Origin of the sequence: Hyphomonas sp. (assembly GCF_017792385.1) — a bacterium.
Lineage (GTDB): Bacteria > Pseudomonadota > Alphaproteobacteria > Caulobacterales > Hyphomonadaceae > Hyphomonas.
Window position 1 is genome coordinate 2,603,642 of the sequence record NZ_CP051230.1, and the last position, 19,961, is coordinate 2,623,602.

Sequence of the window (19,961 nt, forward strand, 5' to 3'; positions counted from 1 at the left end):
TGCTATTCTCCTTTGCTGGCTCTGGCGTGAAGGGCCTTGCGGGCCCGCTTGAACCCGGCATCCGAGCTGAGGAACATGTCCAGCATGGCAGGCACCAGGGTTTCGGGTTTCTCTTCCGCGCCATAGGTTTCGGCATAGATCGCCGCATAGTCGGCAAGCGCGGAAGCAAGATCAGGATCGACCGACACGGTGAGCTTCACTGGTGTCCGGTCCGGGAGTTGTCCGATGCGGAGGCTCATCACCGGCCTCCCTCAGAATAGGGCCGCAGCACAAGATCGCGTGTCACGATCACCCGGACTGGCCAGCCCGGCCGAATACGGATCGTCGGCTGGATGCCAAGATTGCGGTCAACGACGCGCTGACCGGCTTCGGAGACACTGTCTCCGAAGCCCCGCCGGATTGCGCGCTCAACATCATCCTCGTCAGAGCCAAGTTCGGAGCCGATGCCAAGCAGCGTCGCGAGTCCTGCGGCGGCAAAGACGCGATCCCAGTGATGATCGGTTCGGTCGGAAACACCTGCATAGCCCTGCGAATCCGATGCAGGTTCAGATATCTGCAGCGAGCTGCCATCCGGCAGGATGATCCGGTCCCAGATCAGGAGCGCGCGCTCCTGACCGAACGAGACTTCCGACTGGTAGCGCCCGATCAGCCGCGCGCCCTGCGGGATCAGTAGATGTACACCGCTCACCGTGTCGTAGACCGGCTGGGTCACCTGCGCGATGACATTGCCCGGTAAGTCAGAATTCAGCCCCGTGACCAGCGAAGCCGGTATCAGCGTGCCCGCCATCACCTGATAGGGCGAGACCGGGGTCTCGACATCATGCGGGTTATAGATGTCGCCGTCCCGCTTCTCCGCTGCAAAAGCGATCTTCTCTGCCTGAAGGTTCTGGCCGGGAGGGCCTGCAAAACCCGGCGCGCCTGCGCCTTGGGCTGCAAGTGCCAGCAATTCCGAGCCCAGGCTGTTCGGAAGTCCGCCCTGTGAAGAGATTGATCCAGCCAGTGACTGCCGGTTGCCGACGTCGAAGAAGACGCTCGCCTTGCCGGCTGCATCGGCCAGTTTTGCATCCGCCAGTCTCTGCGCACGGATCGCTTCATCTTCGGCCGATGGCCGGAAGTCGTCTGAGGGGGCGACATTCCAGTCGGGCTCGAGGCCCCATTCTTCCTCTTCCGCCACGACAGTGCCGCCAAGGTCGCCCGCCATGGGCGCGCCGAGTCTTGGCGTGTCACCAGCCGGTTGCCAATTGAGGTAGGAGTTTGGCAGGTCTGCGAGACCATCCGGCGCGCGCTTGGTCGACGTATTGTAGAGCTCCTGGCTGTCTGCCGGATCGACGGCCTTTGGAGGATCGAGCGCAATGGATGCGGCAGCGAACAAGCCCAGTATGCCGAGACAGGCACCTGCCATAAGGACCTTCCGGTTGATCCGCGTGACAGGCCGGGGCCGCGCGCGCAGCTTCAGCTCGTCGGCCTGTTTCGGGAAGGGGGCCGGCTCGCTCATCCCTCGCCTCCGAACAGGCTCGCAAGACCGGAGCGTTGCACCCGCTTCCGTATCCGGACCACGGTCTGGTCCCTTTCGCCGATCCGGAGTTCTGCGGCCCGGAAGAGATGATCGACGATGTAGTAATTGCCGCGGAGCCGGTAGTTGACGAGTTCTGCGTCGCCCGATGCCCCAAGGATGAAGAGCGGCGGGGCGTCCATTGTCGCAAGACCCGCCGGCATCTGGATGAAGACCTGCCGGCCATCATCGAACACACGCACAGGCCGCCAGGCCGGCTTGTCGCCCTCGATGACATAATCGAAGTCGAGCCGGTCAACCGCAATGCCGGGTGCAATGGACGCATCCTCACGCACGGCAGCCAGCTTGTTGCGCGACACCAGCTCTGCCAGCTCATCCGCGGGATAGCGCCAGGAGAGGGCCGCCATATAGGTGCCATCGACGCTTTCGAGTTCGAGATGATAGGTCCGCCGATCGGTCGCGATCATGAGATTGGTCGAGAGGCCCGCGGCGATCGGTTTGACCAGCACATGCGCGCGGGCCGCGCCGCCGGAGCCGGAAGATGTATCCCCGACAATCCAGCGGACCGTATCGCCCGCCGACACCGAGACCAGTGTTTCGCCGGGTTGGAGCGCAATGTCGGAGACCTGGCCCGGGGCGGCATAAAGCCGGTAGAGGGCCCCTTCAGTATAAGGATAGACTTGGATCGCGTTCACATAGCCATCGACGGAAGGTTCGATCCTGGCCTCGGTTGTGCCCTTGCGGATTGTCTCGGTCGGCGAGGTGTAGACCCGTGTCACTGTCCGCTTCGTGCCATCTATGGGTTTCATCTGGCCGGGAAGCGGCAGTACGGTCGGCGTCTCGACAATCTCGACAGGCCGCTCTGGCACGTCTTCGACGAACGCCGCTTCGACAAAGGCGGTATCTTCGAGGACAGGTTCCGGCGGAACGCTCGCGCAGGCCGTAGCCAAGGCAAGAACGGATACAAGGCTCATTGTACGGATCATTTGTTGTCTCCTGTGACAAGGTCTTCGCCCCAGTTGAGGCTGTGGATGTAGAGGCCGAGAGGATTAGCGCGGAGCGTTTCGGCATCGCGCGGCGGGGAGTTCACAATGGTGAAGAGACCCGTGAAGCGTTTGACGCCGGTCAGCGCGCCATTCTCATAAGTCTTCTCGAGCCAGCGGGCCTGGAAGGACTCGTCCGACACCCGCACAACGCTCACCACATCGACACTGCGCGAGCGCCGCCCGATCTCGGCGAAGGGATCATTGTCGCGCGCATAGTCACTCAGTGTGATCGCCGCCTTGTCCGTCACATAGTCATAGGCGGCGAGCCAGTTCTGCCGGACGATCACCGGATCGATCGACAGGCTGCGGACATCGGAAATGAAGTTCGCAAGGTGATGCGCGATCTGAGCGTCGGTCGGCTCATAGCGCGCAAGCGCTGGCCCGACCGCTTTGACCGCACCCGTATCGTCAACCTCGACCACATAGGGGGTGACCGTCGATTGCAGGCTGCGCCAGACAAGGGCTGCAGACGCCGCCGCGAGGAGCCCCAGCAGGCCCAGCGCCATGAGCCGCCAGTTCTTCGCCTGGACACGGGCCGAACCGATCCGCTCGTCCCAGACCTGGCCCGCCTTCTGGTAGGGCGTTTCGGGATGCGGGCTTTGCCCGTAATGGGTGGATGTGCGCCGGAAGGCCATGCTCATCAGTCCTCTTCGTTTCGTAGTTTCGGATTGTCGCCCGCCATGCCGCGATCACCGTCCTTGAGGGCATGAACCGTGATCGCGCCGGCATGCTGCAGGCGTTGTTCTGTGCGAAGGCGCCGCGCCCAGGCGGGACTTGCCGAGCCGGTAGACGGCGCGTCGCCGGACGCGGCCGACATCGTGCCGCCCGTCGCGGCAAAAGCGGCTTCGCTGCCGCGCCGATAAGCATTTCCAACAGAGGCGAAAGGCCGTCCTGCCATCCGCCGGAGCGTATCGCCGCCAGCCTGTGCAACGCCTGCCATACCTGCTGCTGCCCCGCGCCATCCAGAATGACCGGACGCCAGGCGGCCAAGGTCATAGGATGTGCGGGCGCCGCCGGTCATGGATGCCCCAGCCTTCACCGCGCCGGACACACCGCCAAGCGCTGCGCGTCCTGCCGCAACCGTGCCTGTCGTCGCCAGCACAGCGCCTGCACCGACTGCCGCTGTCGTGCCGACCACGGAGCCTGCGCCAAGCTGCGGCGCACCGGTCACGAGGCCGGAGGCAATGCCGGGCGCGAACACGCCCATCCAGAGAAAGACAATCGAGGCGAGCACCGTGCCCATCACTTCAGCGAGTGTCACATCGCCCGGCCCGCCAAAGGCCTCGGTGATCGACGTGAAGAGCGTCGAGCCGATGCCGATCACGATGGCGAGCACCATCAGCTTGATGCCAGAAGTGACGACATTGCCGAGTACGCGTTCAGCCAGGAACGAGGTCTTGTTCCAGAGCGCGAAGGGCACGAGCACGAAACCTGCCAGCGTCGTCAGCTTGAACTCAAGGATGGCAACGAAGAGCTGAACCGCCAGCACGAAAAAGGCGACGAGAATGATCGCCCAGGCAATCAGCATGACCGCGATCAGGATAAAATTATGGAAGAAGCGGATCGGCCCCAGCATGTCGCCGATCTCTTCGAGAAGCGGCTGCGCCGCCTCGAAGCCGACCCCCGCGATATAGCCGGGCCGCATGAGATCCTCGGCCGTCAGCGTCGAGGATCCCGCCTTCACGCCAAGATCGGCGAAACTCGCAAAGAGGATGTTCGCCAGGATGGAGAAATTGCCGAGGATGAAGGCGAAGAAGCCGACATAGAGCACCTTCTTGAGCAGCCCCGAGATGACATCGGCATTCTGCGACAGCGCCCAGAACAGCCCGGCCAGCGTGATGTCAATCACGATCAGCGTGGTCGTCAGATAAGCGACATCGCCCGCGAGCAGGCCGAAGCCTGAATCGATATAGGCAATGAAGGTTTCGAGGAACCGGTCGATGACGCCCATTTCTTCCATGGTGGTCAGTTCCCGAAGAACGACTGGAGCCGCGCGCGGCCGCGTTCGGCTTCTTCGAGCTCGCGCGCCCGGTCGAGGGCTTCGGCGCGGTAATGCGCCGCCATCATGGCTTCCATCTGCATGAGCTGCTGGGCCGACATGGCCTCGATCTGGTTACCGGCCTGCAGGACCTGGAGATTGCCGACCGCGGTCTGGCTCTCCTCGACAAGGCCTGTCAGCGCCTCGGCGTCGCGTTCATTGTCGCGCACGGTCTCGGCAACCATCAGTAGCGTATGCTTGTGGGCAGAGCGCGATTGCTGCCAGCGGATACGCGCATCCTCGACGAGGACCGCATTGGCAGGCGGCGTCTCGCCATAGGTTTCAGGATAGAGGTCTTCATATTCTCGCTCGACCTCCTCGACGCCGTAGCCGATGCCGTCGGCTTCCTCCATCAGTTCGCCGATCCGGCGGATGCGGTCGGCAATGATGGCGCGGGCGACCTCGACGGGGAGCGTCTCGAGATCCCGCGCCATCTTCTCGATCATGTCGATTTCATGCGTGAGCTGACGGATCTGGTTGTCGATCTGCTGGAGCGCGCGCACCGCCTGGAGGATGTTCTCGGCATGATTGGTTGGGTCGTAAACAATGCCGCCACCGAACAGCTGCGCTGAAGCCGGCGGCGCCATCAGTCCGGATAGCGGAATGGCGGCAAGGGCAACGGAAGAGAGAAAGGCTTTCATGTGTGGGGCTCCTATTCAGCGGCGATTTGGGGGAGGGTTGCATCGGGTTGCCCGGCCAGCAGGTCCGCCGCCCAGCCGAGCTGTTTCAGCTCCAGCCAGCCTCGGGCGAAGCCCGCTTCCGCATCGGCTTCCAGAAGCCCATCCATCCGCTTCTGGTCGGCAGGGGAGGCGGCGCCACAGAAGGCGAGCGCGACCTCGCCAAGGCCGAGTTCGAAGAGCCGGCAGCCAAGGGGCGAGGTATAGTAATAGTCCCGCTTCGGAATGGCCTTGGCGAGGATGTCGATCTGTCGGTCATTAAGTCCGAACCGCCGATAGATGGCCTGAGCAGTCGGTTCGAGCGCCCGCTCATTCGGCAGGAAGATCCGCGTCGGGCAGGATTCGATCAGGGCCGGCGCAATCGACGCCCCTTCAATGTCAGCAAGCGACTGGGTCGCAAACACGACCGCCACATTCTTCTTGCGGAGCGTCTTCAGCCAGTCGCGGAGGCGCGCGGCAAAGACGGGATGGTCCAGGAACAGCCAGGCCTCATCGAGGATGAGCAGGGTCGGACGGCCATCGAACCGGTCCTCCAGCCGGTGGAAGAGATAAGTGATGACGGGCCCGACCGCAGACGGCGTCTGCATCAGCTCGTCCATTTCGAAACAGGCAATCGACGAGAGGTCGAGCGCTTCGGCATCGCTGTCGAGCAGATGCCCGTAAGCGCCTTCCAGCGTGTAGGGGTGCAGTGCCGCCTTGAGCGTATCGGATTGCAGGATGAGGCTGAGACCCGTGAGCGTGCGTTCCGCTTCAGGCGCCGAAGCCAGAGACCGCACCGCGTCCCACAGGACGGACTTCAGGTCCGGCGTAACTGTCACGCCCTCGGCTTCGATCAGGCCGAGTAGCCAGTCGGCCGCAAAGCTCGCGCCGCGGTCTGTATCGATGTCCCGAAGCGGCTGCAGCGCCGGACGTTCATCGCCGGCCAGCGGCAGCCAGGTGCCGTCCATGGAGAGCGTCACCGCCCGCGCCGACCGTCCCTTGTCGAAGAGGAATACCTGCGCGTCCTCATAGCGCTGCCATTGCACGGCGAGTAGCGACAGGAGCACCGACTTGCCGGACCCTGTCGGCCCGATGATCAACGTGTGGCCGACATCGCCGACATGCAGGTTCAGCCGGAACGGCGTCGTGCCTTCTGTCTGTGCCTCGATCAGCGCACGATCGGACAGATGGTTGTTCCAGGAATCGCCTGCCCAGACCGAAGAGATCGGGACCAGATGGGCAAGGTTCAGCGTATGCAGGATTGGCTGGCGGACATTGGCATAGACATGTCCCGGCAGGGAGCCGAGCCAGGCTTCAACCGCGTTGAGGGTTTCGCGGATCGTGGTGAAGCCACGCCCATTGATCACCCGCTCAACGGCGCGCATGCGCTCCTCAACCTCCTCGCGGGAGGCACCCATCAGTGTCAGCGTCGTCGTGACATAGCCATACGAGACAAGATCAGAGCCCAGCTCCTGCAGTGCCGCATCGGCATCGGCGGCCTTGTTGTCGGCATCATTATCAAGAAGCGCGGCCTGCTCATTGAAAAGCGTCTCGCGGAGGACCGCGCCGACGGATTTTCGCTTCGCAAACCAGTGCCGGCGCTTCTTCGCAAGGAGCTTTTCGGCCTCGGCCTTGTCCATCGCGATGTAACGCGTCGTCCAGCGATAGGAGAAGCCAAGCCGGTTGAGTTCATCCAGCATGCCGGGCAGGGTCGAGGCCGGAAAGCCAAGCAGAGTCAGCGTTGCAAGATGTGCCTCCCCGATGCGCGGCTCCAGCCCACCTGCGAAACTCTCATCCGCGAGCACTGCATCGAGAAAGACCGGAAGTTCCGGAACCGACACGGCATGCCGTTTCGACGAGATGCAGGCATGAAGGTAGGTGAGTGTCTCTTCATCCGACAGCGGATTTATTTCATCCAGGGCCGTAGAGAGCAGGTCCAGCGTCTGCGCCGCGCGCGTCTGGAAATGTTCCAGCCGCTGGCGCCAGTCCTGACCATCGCGCTTCTCCGGCCGCTCGATCAGCGCCTTCTCGGCCCGGCCCGTCGCATCTGCGGGCGGCAGCCAGAGCAGCGTCAGGTAATAGGCACTCTCGAACCGGGCGCCGGTCTCTTCGGCGGCGGCGCGCCGCTCCTGCTCGATCAGCCAGGCCGCCGCACACTCAAATGAGCTCTCTTCAAGGGCAACGGCTTCCGCCCGCACCGCTTCGAAGAACAGCGCCCAGCCGGACCCGAACCGGCGGAGCACATTGTTGACCCGTGCGGTCACCGCAACGAGTTCGGCTTCCGTCGAGCTTTCAAGGTCGGGGCCGCGATAGCGGAAGCTTGTCTGGAAGGCGCCGTCCTTGTTGAGGACGACGCCCGGCGCGACGAGGCACGCCCAGGGGAGGTAGTCTGAGAGCCCAGCCGGTTTCGCCGCGTATTCGGAAAGGTTCAGCATGAGAGATGTTCCTTGTAGCGGGCAGACCGGATCGCGACCGCGAGGAAGTCGGGATCAGACCGGGCCATGAGGACGGCGAGCGAGTGTCCCGCCACCCAGACCACGAGCCCCGGTAACCAGAGCCGGAGGCCGAGGGCCAAAGCCGCCGCGATCGTCCCGATGGCAATGGCTGCCGAGCGCGGCGCGCCTGCCATCAGGATTGGTTCGGCGAGCGAGCGGTGGAGGGGAATCTCGTAGCCGTCGAGCATCAGAGCACCGCGCCGCCGCCGAAGGAGAAGAAGGTGAGGAAGAAGCTGGTCGCTGCGAACGCGATAGACAGGCCGAACACGATCTGGATCAGCTTCCGGAACCCGCCGGATGTCTCCCCGAAAGCGAGCGTCAGGCCGGTCAGTGTGATGATGATCACCGCGACGATCCGGGCGACCGGGCCCTCGATCGATTGCAGGATCTGGTCGAGCGGGCCTTCCCAGGGCATGCCCGTGCCGGCGGCATGAGCCGGCAGTGTCAGCACACTTACCGAGGCCAGCAGCACGCCGGTCTGAATCGATCGGTTGAGGGCCTTGATCTGGTCATAGAACATCTGTCGGTCTCCTTAGTTGACGATGTTGAGAAAAGGGGCAGCGAGCGGTTCGGTCCGGTATTCGGTGCCGTCAAAGCCGGTGATCCGGAGCGCCTGCTCGACGCGGCGCGCGCCGCTCGCGCGGGACATGAAGACGATCACGTCAACCGCTTCGCCGATCAGAGCGTGGGGAAGGGCGGTCGTCGCTTCCTCAACCAGCTGTTCAAGCCGGGTAAGTGCGCCTGAGGCTGAATTCGCATGTAGCGTTGTGATCCCGCCCGGATGGCCTGTATTCCAGGCCTTGAGTAGGTCGAGCGCTTCGCCGCCGCGGACTTCGCCGACAATGATCCGGTCAGGCCGGAGCCGCATGGTCGAGCGCACGAGATCACGGAGTGTGATGCCGCACCGGTGCGTCCTGAGCTGCGTCACATCCTCGGCGGTGCAGCGCAGCTCCCTTGTGTCTTCCAGGATGACGATCCGGTCCTCAGCAAGAGCCGGTTCGGACAGCAAGGCATTTGCAAAGGTCGTCTTGCCCGACGATGTCCCGCCCGCGACCACAATATTGAGCCGGTCTTCCAACGCCTGCCGCAGGCCGACACACAGCGCCGGCGTCAGCGCGCCTGTCTCAACATAGGTATCGAGCGCAATGGGTTGGCCAGCCGGTTTGCGGATCGCAAAGCAGGGCGCTTCGGAAACCGGCGGCAGGATGCCTTCGAACCGTTCGCCAGAGCCCGGCAGTTCAGCGGAGACAATGGGAGACGCGCGGTCACACGCTTCCCCGACAGAGGACGCCACCAGCCGGATGATCCGCTCGCGCTCGGCGCGGCCGAGCGTCTCGGATGCACGGCGCAAACCAAAGCCAGCTTTCTCGACCCAGACCGATCCGTCGGGATTAGCGAGTATCTCGATCGTGTCGGGCGCCGCTAGCGCTGCGCCAACCGGGCCGTCGAACGCCGTGCGGAGCATCGCCGTGCGGCGGGTCTCGGTCTCGCTGGGCTGGGGCAGGGCAGACATGGCAGGTCGTGGTCCTCATCAGTGATGGGACCAGCATCAGGGCATCAAATGCCGCCGCACAGTTGGGGCCGGGGGACACGAAAGGCGCCTGCGGGACCTCCGAGGACGCAGAGGGGCAATTCACAGGAAATCGCGCAGCACAGATTGATATCAGACCGGAAAGCGAGAAAAGAACAAAAAGCGAACTAAAAGGAGAAGCCTATGGGTCGCTACAAATCCGTTCTCATGGCCGAAAAGGATGCGCGGGACTTCCCGCATCATGTCGAATTGCCCATCCCACACTTCGGTCTCGGCAAGCGCCTGGACATCATCGCCGCCTGGCTCAACACCAATATCTGCCCCGAATGGCGCTCACACAGCCACTTGGAGAAGGGTGAACATGCGGCGCGCTACATGTTCAGATCAGAGCAGGATGCTGAGCGGTTCCGATCTGCGCTCAACAATGACCGGGAGCTAGCACAATCGTAGTCCCTACAATCTACGGCTCGCACCAGACTTCTACGCTCTTGAATCGACTTGTGGACGAGTGGCCGAAAAGCGGACGCTCGTGGATGACGATCCGAACAAGTTACCTTAGAAGAGGGAGAACACAAAAAGAACATAGAATCGAACTAGGCGGCAGAAATGCGCTCCTTCATTCTCTTAACTGTTGGCTTCATCTCAGCCGTAACCTTCGGTGGCCACGTTTACGCGGAGCTAAAAGATTCCCAGCCTGTCGTTTATTTTCTCGTCGATGCCTCGGGGTCGATGAAAGACGAAATTCCCGACGCTGTCAGAATACTCAACGCCCGATCGGCACTGTTAGATGCGCGAAGCCAAAAATCGATCACGTTTTTTGGCGGCAAACCAGATGAACTAGATCGGGCGGTTCGGTGTGATGACCCAGTCGAGGTCCAAGGACCTTTTCCTTCTACGGAAACCACGCCACAGTTTCCGGCGTTGGGCGGAAGCGACGACAAAACCTCGATTGGGCAAGGATTGGCCGCCGTGCTTGAACTTGCCGGACCGAACGGAATTGTCGTTCTGATCACTGATGGCTCAGAAGAATGCAATTCAGATTTCTTGGCGATAAGGCGCGAATATCCGAAAGCCCGCATCGAAGTTTATCAGGTGGGGGCGAATCCAAATGCTGCGCTTCGTCTCCTGGAGGTACGTCCAGAATCGGAAGCGATAACGCAGGCTGTTCTGGCGGATCAGCTTCCTTTGCCAGTCTCAATTTTGCCTGGTGACCCAAATCCGGAAGCAAATTGGGTCGCGCGATTAAGCTGGATTCTCATTCTGACCTTGGCTGCCGGAGCGGCGACGTTGTTCTGCCTACAGTCCGGTGAACGGAGCAAAGACCTTCGCGACCAGTTGGTCACGCTTGATGAGAAAACCCCATCGGACCTCGCAATTATCTACACGTCTCATGAGAATGTGGGGGGCAAACTCAAGCGCATTCCAGACAATAAGCGGTTCAAGATATTCTGGTTGAAGAACAGGAACGAAAAGTGGCTCAGCTGCTATGGCTTTTGGGGAGCATTTGTTTCTGTATTCGCCGCTGTGGGCCTTCTCTTTCTCGCTTTCCCGGAAGTGGGTGAGGCGGCAGGGGCGGGGGCGTTTGCGAAAGATGTGCGGACTGATTGTTGGTCGTTTCTGAATTCGAACATTGGCGCCGTATCATTCGCAGGGACTGTTTTGGCGTTGGCTGGATTTTCAGCGTTTCAATGGTGGCAGACATTCGAGGCAAAGAAGGAACTTCTGATCAATTCTGGAACAATCAAGAATGAACGAAGGGAAGCAGCTCGTCGAAAGTATGAGACCATCAGAGCCAACATCCTGAGCGAACAGTTTTCATTGCCCAAGTTGCGAACAAGTTGGTCTCCCTGGATAGGAGATATTGAAATCGAGATCGCTGAGTTTGACGTTCTACAGAGAACTCTACGAAACTTGGCGGCGCCCCCATTTGAGGAGGCGTCCCTCAAAAAGCAGAAAAACATCGATCGGTTTCTCAAAATTCGAGATGTCGTGACGTTCGCGAAGCTACTTTCTGAAGTGGGTGACCTCGATCAGCTGCAGGCCAAATCAGTCGAGAGAATGGTCGAACTCGCCAAAAAGGATGAACAAGTCGAGGCAGATAAAATTGCTCTTGAACTTGTTGCGGGGCTGACAAACGACCCTCAAAGCGCTGAAAACGGATGAAGTCCGCACAGTTCACACGCGAGTAGTGGACCTCCGTTTGTGGCTAGTTCCAGATATGCGGGTTCGAACGGTCAACCACTCGCCGGGTCAACGCTTCTAGGTCCTCACGGGCGCGCGCCGCATCCGCCGGCGTTTCAAGCGGGTTCTTGCCCGGCCGCTGCCTCAGCCATTCGAAGATGAATTCGAGCAAGAGGTCCGTCTGGAACGCTGTTCCGGTCTCCAGCTTCTCGATCTGGTCTTCGACCCGTTCCAGCCGCTGGATGATCGCGGCATCGGGCCGGTCTTCAGGCGGTGTGAACAACAGGGTCAGAGCTTCGTCAACCAGCGTGCCGACGTGGACACCATGTTCGGCAGAGAACTGCTTCACCTTACGATGGTTTGTCTCGGAGACGCGGATATGAAGCCTTGGATTGCGCGCCATGTCCTAGAGCTCCCGTCCGCCATTTTCCTGAACTTGAAGGTAGTAGCGCGCGATCTGGTCCTGGATGCCGCCACGCTGTTGCGGCGCGCGCTCTTCCTCCGTCGCAATATCCTGCGAGATCTCATCCTCATCGCCGATGTCTGGACCCACGGCTCGCGCCAGCCCGCCTGCATTCCCGTCCGAGGGGGATGGTCCAGATCGATGATAACCGCCAAATCGCGATGCGTCCGCGCAGGTAGCGGCAATCGGCAGCGCGCCAACTCGCTCGGTAAAGTTTCGATCTTCGTAGTAACGGAGCTTCTTCGCCCGTATCGGCGGATGGCTGGCCAGAAAGATCAGTGCGTCATCGGCCGGCATCTGCATCACCTCGCCGGGTGTCAGGAGCGGACGCTGTGTTTCCTGTTGCGAGACCATGACATGGCTAAGCCACGGCGCGAGCCGGTGCCCGGTATAATTCTTCTGGTTTCGCTGCTCCGTCGTGGTGCCGAGCATGTCGGAAATACGCTTGGCCGTGCGCTCGTCATTCGTCGCGAAAGCGATCCGGACATGGCAATTGTCGAGGATGGAATTGTTCTGCCCATAGGCCTTCTCGACCTGGTTCAGAGACTGAGCAATGAGGAAGGCACGGATCCCATAACCGGCCATGAAAGCGAGTGAACTCTCGAAGAAGTCCAGACGTCCAAGCGCAGGGAATTCGTCTAGCATCAACAGGGTCTGCCGGCGGTCGTGCCCATCGGGCAGCTCTTCGCAAAGCCGCCGTGCAATCTGGTTGAGGATCAATCGCATCAAGGGTTTCGTCCGTGACAAATCGGACGGCGGAACAACCAGATAGAGGGTTGCTGGCATCTCTCCCCCAAACAGATCTTCGATCCTCCAATCCGAACCGGAGGTCGCCCGCTGGACAACCGGGTCGCGATAGAGCCCCAAAAACGAAATCGCCGTCGAGACGACCGACGACTTCTCGTTCTCTGACTTGTTCAGGAGTTCACGCGCCGCTTCCGCCACAACCGGATGTGTCAATGGCCGGTCGCGGCTTCCCAAATGGTTGGCCTCAAGCATGCGCTCCAGCGTGTCATCGATCGGCCGGGCTGGATCAGACAGCAGCGTCGCCACACCCGCGAGCGATTTGTCATCTTCGGCGTAAAGGACATGCAGTATGGCACCAACGAGCAGTGAATGCGCCGTCTTGTCCCAGTGACTCCTCCGCTCCAGGGAGCCCTCCGGATCGACGAGTATGTCCGCCACATTCTGTGCATCCCGGACCTCGTGCGCGCCGAGCCGCACTTCCAGCAAGGGGTTGAACCGAGAACTCGACAAATCCGTCGGATCGAAACGGACACAGCGAGAGAAGCTCGACCGCCATTTCGACGTGAGCGCCCAGTTCTCTCCCTTGATGTCATGAATGATCGCATTGCCTGTCCAGGATAGAAGAGTCGGGATCACCAACCCGACACCCTTACCGGACCGTGTCGGCGCAAAGGCCATGACATGCTCGGCTCCTGCGTGCCGGAGGTAGTGACCTTTGAAGCGTCCGAGCACTGCGCCAGACGTACCAAGCAGACCAGATCGCCGAACGTCCCGCACCGAAGACCAGCGCGCAGAGCCATAGGTCGTCGCATTCTTCTCACGTCTTGCCCGCCAGAGCGACGCGATGATCGCCATCACAATCCCGGCGATCCCACCGAGTGAGGCAATTACGCCCGCCCGCGCAAACACGCTCGGAGCGTAAGCATCATAGGCATACCACCACTGGAACAGCCGCCACGGCTTGTAGACAGGCTGACCCGCAAGCTCGAACCAAGGGCCGCCCAATCGAGGCTGATGGTCCAGAACGCCCGCCACCCACTGTGTCGCGATCCACACCGAACAGGTGATCAGAAAAAGCGTCAGCAGGAACTGACCGAGAAGAAATTTGGTAGGAGTCACGTTCAGGCCTGCTGTTGCGAACGCAAAATGTAGTCCTGAACAATGGTATATTGTAATAGGATGAAGAGTGATTTTGAGGGATGAGTACTAAGTTGTTACGTGCTCACGGAACCAACGTTGTTCTAGACGTTAGCCGCTATCTGCAAAACGAAACCAGTCAGAATTAGGGCTAGTCCAGCATAACTGAACACGAGAGAAGAGCTTGCGGTTTTCTTATCTTCTTGGACTGATAACAGCACCAAATTAGTGATGCCTGCGGTTTTGGAGGCTAAGTCGCCTACAGTTTGCATTGCGTCGCTGAAGCTTTGTTCTGCAGCATCTGGATTAAATGCTCCAGGAATTCGCTCATACAGTCCTTCGCCTATGTCAGCGTGCTCTGCCCAATTCGCCTTCTTTCCAATCTCCTGCGCCCAGCCCTCCAGTCCTTCGTATTTGTCCGTCAGCTCTTGAAGATTTGAAATTCTGACTTCCGCGCTTCGTCGAAGTTCGAATTGGATGCGAATGAGATCCGCGCCAAGCAGCATTACGCCAACTAGATCGAAACCGAGACCAATAACTTGAAGCGACATGCAAACGAACTCCAGATTACATTATCCGGATAATTAGGTATAACTTGTTGTTCTTGCAATGTTCCGTTTATTGCGTGGGGGCCAAATAAACTAGGAGTAGATGTCTGATTATTAAGGTCAGTCATGTATCCTACGGATTGATTCTAACTAGGGAAATCATGGCCGACAGCAGTTCAGATGCTCTGCTCGATGAGGGCGATGCGGTTAAATTCGATCAGGACCTTCAGGCTATGCTTCTGCAGGCGGTGCGAGGTGGTTCGAAGATAACCGATGCGCACCTTATGGTCGTTGAAAAGGACGTTGTTGTCGGCAGCACGAAAACCCGGATTCATTGCTACGCTCCAACGCTCGACGGAAACGGAAGACTAAGAACTCAGCTTCTTGCAGAGTTCCTACGCAATCGCGTTATTGAATATGCGATTCCACGTAAACGCTTGGAGCAAGCGCAAAAAAATTTGGAAGAAACTGGATCGTTTGCCGAAATCGTGAAGCTGCATGAGCACGCCAAGGGCTTATTCACTGACCTGAAGAACACAGGAGAGGGCGGAGAATTGCTTCTGTTTGCGTTGGCTGAAGCTGTTTTCGAACTCGCACAGGTCATATGCAAAATGAGCCTGAAGACATCAACCTCAATGCATTATCACGGAGCGGATGGTGTGTATGCGTCGTGCGACGACGGCGGCGTTTTGAATCTCTATTGGGGAGAATCCAAGCTTTACGGGAATGTCACCAACGCAATTACCGATTGCTTGGGCTCGTTAGCTCCATACCTGCGTGACGAACTGGGAGCAAATTCCGCTTCAGCACAGGATCTATTTCTTGCGAATGAGTACGCAGACTTTACCGACCCCAACTTGTTGGCGGCGTTCAAGCGCTTTTTTGACCCAGATGACCCAATGTCTCAAAAGCTCAGATTGTGTGGAATTGCACTAGTCGGTTTTGATTGTGATGGCTTTCCAGCGGACGGCGAAAGTGGTGAGTGGGCGCAGATCGAGAGCAATCTGAAGGCTCAATTCCCGAGCTGGAATGGACATGTTGGGAAACGTGTGACGACGGAGAAATTAGAGACTTTTGATATCCATTTCATTTGCGTGCCGATGCGTTCTGCAGACGAATTTAGGAAAGCGTTTTTGAAGTTACTGGAAGCCTGAAATGGATAGAGACGAGCTAAACTCTTGGCTGATATCCGAAAGCGGCCTAGCTGCTGACATTCAACATTTGCGACGTTGGAGCGCTTCCAAGAGCATAGGTGAGTCGGTTTTGATGCCGTCTGACGATATTTCCGACAAGAATATCAATTGGCAGAAATTGATATTGGCCGGCAGTTTACTTGCTGAAAGCAATTTGATCGCTGAAAGCGAGGCAGCCTTAATGATCGGTCAGGCTGCGATGGTTTACGGTCAGTCGGCCCTCATAAGGGATGCCGGTTCAATCGTTCTCTCGCAATTGTCGAATAGCCGGGCAGTGGACCTCGCCGAGAGTCGAAAATTGGTTGAAGGTCATTTGCCTGAAAGGCTCGGATTGACCGAGAGAGTGTTGGCTACGCGGCGACTAATAGAGTCGTCGATTATACTCAACAACGACAATGCCATCGCCGGTAATCCATTCCAAGTTCAACTGTGGTCAGAGCTGAAGCGTGCACGCTGGACGTCCGCTACAGCGCCAACTGCCGCAGGAAAAACATACCTAATCTTGAATTGGTTATTGCGTGAAGCTGAGGCTAAGCGATGCAAGCTAGGAATATTTTTAGCCCCAACACGTGCGCTGGTGAGCGAAATTGAGCAGCAGATTCTGAATCTTCGAACTCGGTTCCACATTCCTGGGCTACGTGTTGCATCATTGCCAATTGGAGAATTCGCAGACGGGCAGGCACCGACTCTGCTGGTATTCACCCAGGAGCGGCTGCACCTCTTTATGAACGCCGTCAGCGAACAAACAAAGGTCGATGTAGCGATAGTTGATGAGGTTCAGAAGCTGAGCGATGGGTTGAGAGGAGTTATCCTTCAAGATGCGATCGAGAGAGTGGCTCGAACCAATGCAGACTGTCGCTTCGTCTTCTTGAGTCCGCATGCGGATAATCCAGAGAGTTTGCTCGCAGATGCGCCGCCCGATGCTGCTGTCGCGACAGTTCCCGGCGGCCCCCCTACCGTGACGCAGAATTTGATCCTAGCAAGGCAAGTGCCAAGAAAGCCTGATAAGTGGTCACTTTCGCTTGTTGATCCTTTAACGGAAGGAGCCGACGCTCTCGGTGAATTTGATCTACATGCAAGACCGGTAGGAAAGGGAGCACTGAAAACGCTCTCTTTCGTTGCTTTGGCACTCGGCAAGAATACTAACGGCACGCTAGTCTACGCAAATCAAGCTGCGGACGCGGAGAAGATTGCGAGCCAAATCTATGATGGGCTCGCAGGGACAATTGAAGGGCCAGTGGACGAAGAGCTAATTGAGTTGTCCGATTTTTGTCGGACTTCCATTCATAACAAGTTTCAATTGGTGCATTTGCTAAGCCGCGGTGTTGCTTTTCACTATGGCAATATGCCTTCAATTCTGAGGTCGGAAATAGAGCGCCTTTTTACAGCAGGAAAGATTCGCTTTTTGGTTTGCACCTCGACATTGATAGAGGGAGTTAACTTAGCCTGCCGCACAATCGTCGTAAGGGGGCCGCGCAAAGGCAAGGGCAACCCGATGACGCCCCAGGATTTTTGGAACTTAGCAGGCAGAGCAGGACGATGGGGCGCTGACTTTCACGGCAATATTGTTTGTATCGATGCGCACGACACCAAACAATGGCCTCATGGTATTCCGGCAAAATCGGCCTATCCGATACAGCGCGAAACCGATAACGTCCTAAGTAAATCGGATGAAGTGCTGTCCTATATAGGTCAACGAGCGGATGGACCGTTGCTGGACGGCAGCGACAAAATGGAACCAGTCGCGGCCTACCTAATGGCGTGGTATGCGCGTACAGGCAGCGTGGCGGGTTCTCCGTCTGTGAAGAGACTTCCATATGAGATCGTCACCCAACTCGACGAAGCCATCTCGACTGCGTTAAAACAGGTTGAAATTCCAGATCACATTATCACCGCTCACCCTGGAATAAGTGCAGTTGCGCTTCAGTCACTTTTGAATGCCTTCGAAGCGTTCGATGGAGCAATAGAAAATCTATTGCCGCCACCGCCGGAAAGTGAAGACGCTGTTATCGAAATGAAGCGCGTTTTTGAGCGGATTGACGACTACGTATATCCAACATTCGGAAAAGGTGTCGACGCTGCGAACTGGTCATTTGCGTTTACAGCCGTGGATTGGATGCGAGGCAAGCGTTTGGGTGAGATGATTAGTGCCGCCGTAGCGCGCGAGCGTCGAAAGGGCACAAAGACTGAGAACATCCGATATGCTCGAATAATTCGTGATACGATGCGACTGGTGGAAGAGATTGCCCGTTTTAAGGCGCCAAAGTATCTCTCTGCATATCTAGATGTTCTTCGTTTGTACTTCGAAATGCGCGGGGAATCTGAAGCTTTTCCGGACCACTTGTCGTTCGAGCTCTATTTGGAGTTTGGTGTTAGCACACAGACGCTCCTATCGCTCATCGGGCTTGGTTTGTCGCGTACAAGCGCAATTGAAATGAACGAGTACCTCGGACGGTCCGAGCTAACATAAGTTGAAGTTCTGGATGTACTATCCGATAGAAGCTGGGAAAGCCTCGACCTGCCCAATGTAGTAAAGCGAGAGATTAGGACGATGCTTGCTCGCAGAGATGTTCGCAGCGCTACTGCATAGTGCTTTTGTATCGGGCAATGTCGTCCGGCTTTGTGCTAGTCAGTGCCTTATTAAATCGTTCTCCAAATTACTTGAGAGAAACTGACCGAACGTATCTCTTGATGTTTTCGCCCACGCGTTGTCTGCTTGCCTCGTGACTCGAAAAACTTACCAGCGTGAACGCTTTGCCATTTTTGACGATAGCGAAGCGCCCTTGAGCGAGTTCGATGTTGCGCGCGTACCTCCCTTGGACACTCTCGCCAATCTTGATATCGACGTACGGTAATTTTAATCGCTTAACTTCGCTCGCTACCGCAGTTTGAAATTCTTCTCTCCTTAGACGCTTAGCGTCTTCGCGTGCTAGTTGTCCATTTTGATCCAGCGCATGTTCCCCGTCAGCGACCATGAGACAGATCGGCCAAATTGCTTAAGGAGGATTTCTGGCACATCGTAGCCCGCCAAGGGAGCGAAGATGAGACAGAAATCCGGGCCGGAAGGATCGGCCGAAAAACATGTGAAAGAGATACGCCGTAAGACCCGGCGCAAATTCTCTGCCGAAGAGAAGATCCGCATTGTTCTGGAAGGCCTGCGCGGAGAATATTCGATTGCCGAACTGTGTCGGCGTGAGGGGATCGCCCAGGGCCTTTATTACACCTGGTCGAAGGAATTCCTCGAAGCGGGAAAGAGGCGGCTCTCCGGCGATACCGAGCGCCAGGCGACGTCCGGTGAGGTGAGCGGCTTGAAGCGCGAGATGCGGGATCTGAAGGAAGTCGTGGCCGACCTGACGCTGGAAAACCGCATTCTGAAAAAAAGCGTGATCGGGGATGGGGAGGATACCGAATGAGATACCCTGCCTCTGAGAAGCTGGAGATCATCCGGCTGGTCGAACAATCACACCAGCCGGTGAAGAAGACACTGGAACAGATCGGCGTGTCACGTCCGACCTTCTATCGCTGGTATGACCTTTACCGGCGGTTCGGTGAAGCCGGGCTTGAGGATCGGCGCAGCGGCTCCGGCCGGGTCTGGAACCGCATCCCGAACGAGGTGCGTCAGCAGGTACTGGAAATGGCCCTGGATCAACCGGAACTATCTCCCCGGGAATTGGCGGTGACGTTCACCGATGAGAAGCACTACTTCGTCTCCGAGGCCAGTGTTTACAGGCTTTTGAGGGCGCACAACCTGATCACGAGCCCGGCTTTCATCGTGATGAAAGCGGCTGATGAGTTCAGGGAGAAGACCACCGGGCCGAACCAGCTCTGGCAGACCGACTTCACCTATCTGAAAGTGATCGGCTGGGGATGGTTCTATCTCTCCACCGTGCTTGACGACTTCTCCCGCTACATCATTGCCTGGAAGCTCTGTACCGGCATGGCGACGAGCGATGTGCAGGATACGCTGAACCTGGCGCTTGAGGCTTCCGGACTCGATGAAGTAAACGTGATCCATCGCCCAAGACTACTCTCAGACAACGGACCTTCCTACATCTCTGGCGATCTGGCTGAGTATCTTGCCGACAAGGGAATGAAGCATACGCGCGGCGCGCCGTATCATCCCCAGACCCAGGGCAAGATCGAGCGCTGGCATCAGACCCTGAAAAACCGCATCCTGCTGGAAAACTACTTCCTGCCGGGAGACCTCGAAGCGCAGATCGACGCGTTCGTTGGCTACTACAACCACCAGCGCTATCACGAGAGCCTGAACAATCTCACTCCGGCAGATGTCTATACGGGCCGCGGCCAGACCATTCTGCTGGAACGTGAGAAAATCAAAAGGAGGACCATGAAACTACGGCGCTTGCAGCACGCCCAATCCGCTGCTTAACTCAACCCAGATGCGCCAGACCC

19 protein-coding genes are annotated in these 19,961 nt (G+C 58.2%); 5 read left to right on the forward strand and 14 right to left on the reverse strand.

Features of this window, described 5'->3' with window-relative positions; genetic code table 11:
- Positions 1–2 precede the first annotated feature (2 nt).
- Genes HF955_RS12660 through trbB form a run of 10 tightly spaced genes read right to left on the reverse strand, consistent with a single transcriptional unit; the run spans position 3 to position 9,261 of the window.
- On the reverse strand, positions 3–239 hold the full coding sequence (locus tag HF955_RS12660) for a DUF2274 domain-containing protein (protein ID WP_034768653.1): 237 nt from the start codon (positions 237–239) through the stop codon (positions 3–5).
- Entirely contained in the window at positions 239–1,495 is a 1,257-nt protein-coding gene (locus HF955_RS12665; protein WP_291075511.1) for a TrbI/VirB10 family protein, read from the reverse strand. Before HF955_RS12665 ends, HF955_RS12660 begins: the two co-directional genes overlap by 1 nt.
- Positions 1,492–2,499: a P-type conjugative transfer protein TrbG gene (trbG, locus tag HF955_RS12670; RefSeq protein ID WP_291075513.1), complete on the reverse strand. Its 1,008-nt coding sequence runs from the start codon at positions 2,497–2,499 to the stop codon at positions 1,492–1,494. The genes HF955_RS12665 and trbG overlap by 4 nt, the downstream gene beginning before the upstream one ends.
- The gene (trbF, locus tag HF955_RS12675; protein WP_291079306.1) at positions 2,496–3,194 is read right to left on the reverse strand and encodes a conjugal transfer protein TrbF; all 699 of its coding nucleotides are present in this window, start codon (positions 3,192–3,194) and stop codon (positions 2,496–2,498) included. The genes trbG and trbF overlap by 4 nt, the downstream gene beginning before the upstream one ends.
- Before the next feature lie 5 nt (positions 3,195–3,199).
- Positions 3,200–4,519 carry a P-type conjugative transfer protein TrbL gene (gene trbL, locus HF955_RS12680; RefSeq protein ID WP_084397277.1) on the reverse strand — a complete coding sequence of 440 codons (1,320 nt, stop codon included), beginning with the start codon at positions 4,517–4,519 and terminating at the stop codon, positions 3,200–3,202.
- Positions 4,520–4,524: 5 nt separating this feature from the next.
- On the reverse strand, positions 4,525–5,238 hold the full coding sequence (gene trbJ / locus HF955_RS12685) for a P-type conjugative transfer protein TrbJ (RefSeq protein ID WP_291075515.1): 714 nt from the start codon (positions 5,236–5,238) through the stop codon (positions 4,525–4,527).
- An 11-nt stretch (positions 5,239–5,249) separates the two neighbouring features.
- Positions 5,250–7,688 carry a conjugal transfer protein TrbE gene (trbE, locus tag HF955_RS12690; RefSeq protein WP_291075517.1) on the reverse strand — a complete coding sequence of 813 codons (2,439 nt, stop codon included), beginning with the start codon at positions 7,686–7,688 and terminating at the stop codon, positions 5,250–5,252.
- Positions 7,682–7,936: a VirB3 family type IV secretion system protein gene (locus HF955_RS12695; protein ID WP_291075519.1), complete on the reverse strand. Its 255-nt coding sequence runs from the start codon at positions 7,934–7,936 to the stop codon at positions 7,682–7,684. The genes trbE and HF955_RS12695 overlap by 7 nt, the downstream gene beginning before the upstream one ends.
- Entirely contained in the window at positions 7,936–8,268 is a 333-nt protein-coding gene (locus HF955_RS12700; protein ID WP_291075521.1) for a TrbC/VirB2 family protein, read from the reverse strand. Before HF955_RS12700 ends, HF955_RS12695 begins: the two co-directional genes overlap by 1 nt.
- A gap of 12 nt (positions 8,269–8,280) precedes the next feature.
- Entirely contained in the window at positions 8,281–9,261 is a 981-nt protein-coding gene (gene trbB / locus HF955_RS12705; RefSeq protein WP_291075523.1) for a P-type conjugative transfer ATPase TrbB, read from the reverse strand.
- Positions 9,262–9,462: 201 nt separating this feature from the next.
- Between trbB and HF955_RS12710 the strand changes: the two genes are divergently transcribed.
- Complete coding sequence (locus HF955_RS12710) at positions 9,463–9,729, forward strand: hypothetical protein (RefSeq protein ID WP_291075524.1); 267 nt, start codon at positions 9,463–9,465, stop codon at positions 9,727–9,729.
- 156 nt (positions 9,730–9,885) lie between these two features.
- Positions 9,886–11,442, forward strand: a complete 1,557-nt coding sequence (locus HF955_RS12715; RefSeq protein ID WP_291075526.1) for a vWA domain-containing protein — start codon at positions 9,886–9,888, stop codon at positions 11,440–11,442.
- A 43-nt stretch (positions 11,443–11,485) separates the two neighbouring features.
- Here the strand turns inward: HF955_RS12715 and HF955_RS12720 are convergent, their stop codons facing one another.
- The 3 genes from HF955_RS12720 to HF955_RS12730 all read right to left on the reverse strand — a co-directional run bounded on the left by HF955_RS12720 (position 11,486) and on the right by HF955_RS12730 (position 14,358).
- Positions 11,486–11,863 (reverse strand): hypothetical protein, encoded by a 378-nt coding sequence (locus tag HF955_RS12720; RefSeq protein WP_291075528.1) that lies wholly within the window; start codon positions 11,861–11,863, stop codon positions 11,486–11,488.
- Positions 11,864–11,866: 3 nt separating this feature from the next.
- A complete protein-coding gene (gene traG / locus HF955_RS12725) occupies positions 11,867–13,789 on the reverse strand; it encodes an IncP-type conjugal transfer protein TraG (protein WP_291075530.1) in 1,923 nt (640 codons plus the stop codon).
- Positions 13,790–13,911: 122 nt separating this feature from the next.
- Positions 13,912–14,358: a hypothetical protein gene (locus HF955_RS12730; RefSeq protein ID WP_291075532.1), complete on the reverse strand. Its 447-nt coding sequence runs from the start codon at positions 14,356–14,358 to the stop codon at positions 13,912–13,914.
- A gap of 158 nt (positions 14,359–14,516) precedes the next feature.
- Here HF955_RS12730 and HF955_RS12735 point away from each other — a divergent pair, with 158 nt between their 5' ends.
- Together HF955_RS12735 and HF955_RS12740 are read left to right on the forward strand one after the other, a co-directional pair.
- The gene (locus HF955_RS12735; RefSeq protein ID WP_291075534.1) at positions 14,517–15,509 is read left to right on the forward strand and encodes a DUF1837 domain-containing protein; all 993 of its coding nucleotides are present in this window, start codon (positions 14,517–14,519) and stop codon (positions 15,507–15,509) included.
- 1 nt (position 15,510) lies between these two features.
- Positions 15,511–18,018 (forward strand): DEAD/DEAH box helicase, encoded by a 2,508-nt coding sequence (locus tag HF955_RS12740; RefSeq protein ID WP_291075535.1) that lies wholly within the window; start codon positions 15,511–15,513, stop codon positions 18,016–18,018.
- Between the two features lie 187 nt (positions 18,019–18,205).
- On the opposite strand, the gene HF955_RS18460 is transcribed toward HF955_RS12740, so the two are convergent.
- On the reverse strand, positions 18,206–18,523 hold the full coding sequence (locus HF955_RS18460; protein ID WP_367279735.1) for a DUF3363 domain-containing protein: 318 nt from the start codon (positions 18,521–18,523) through the stop codon (positions 18,206–18,208).
- Between the two features lie 66 nt (positions 18,524–18,589).
- Between HF955_RS18460 and HF955_RS12745 the strand changes: the two genes are divergently transcribed.
- Positions 18,590–19,938 (forward strand): IS3 family transposase gene (locus HF955_RS12745; protein ID WP_095380815.1). Its coding sequence is split into 2 segments (ribosomal slippage): positions 18,590–18,923 and positions 18,923–19,938, totalling 1,350 coding nucleotides; the frame shifts between segments, so codons are not numbered across the junction.
- Positions 19,939–19,961: the final 23 nt, after the last annotated feature.